The sequence below is a fragment of the Micromonospora sp. DH13 genome, assembly GCF_020873825.1.
GTDB lineage: Bacteria > Actinomycetota > Actinomycetes > Mycobacteriales > Micromonosporaceae > Micromonospora > Micromonospora haikouensis.
On sequence record NZ_JAHWGR010000153.1, the window covers coordinates 1 to 201 of the forward strand.

General features: G+C 73.1%; 1 pseudogene. It reads left to right on the forward strand.

Annotated features, from left to right (window positions below):
• A pseudogene (locus LPA42_RS33660) lies at positions 1 to 201 on the forward strand (WD40 repeat domain-containing protein); the annotation flags it as partial.

A 201-nucleotide genomic window follows, 5' to 3' on the forward strand; every position in this document is an offset into this window, starting at 1 on the left:
GTGCGGCTGTGGGACCCCAACAGCCTGCAACCCGCCGGCGAGCTCCACGGCCACACCGACTTCGTGTACGCGGTGGGGACGTGGACCCGGCCGGACGGCACCATCCTGCTCGTCACCGCCGGCGGCGACAGGGTAGTGCGGCTGTGGGACCCCAACAGCCTGCAACCCGCCGGCGAGCTCCACGGCCACACCGACGCCGTG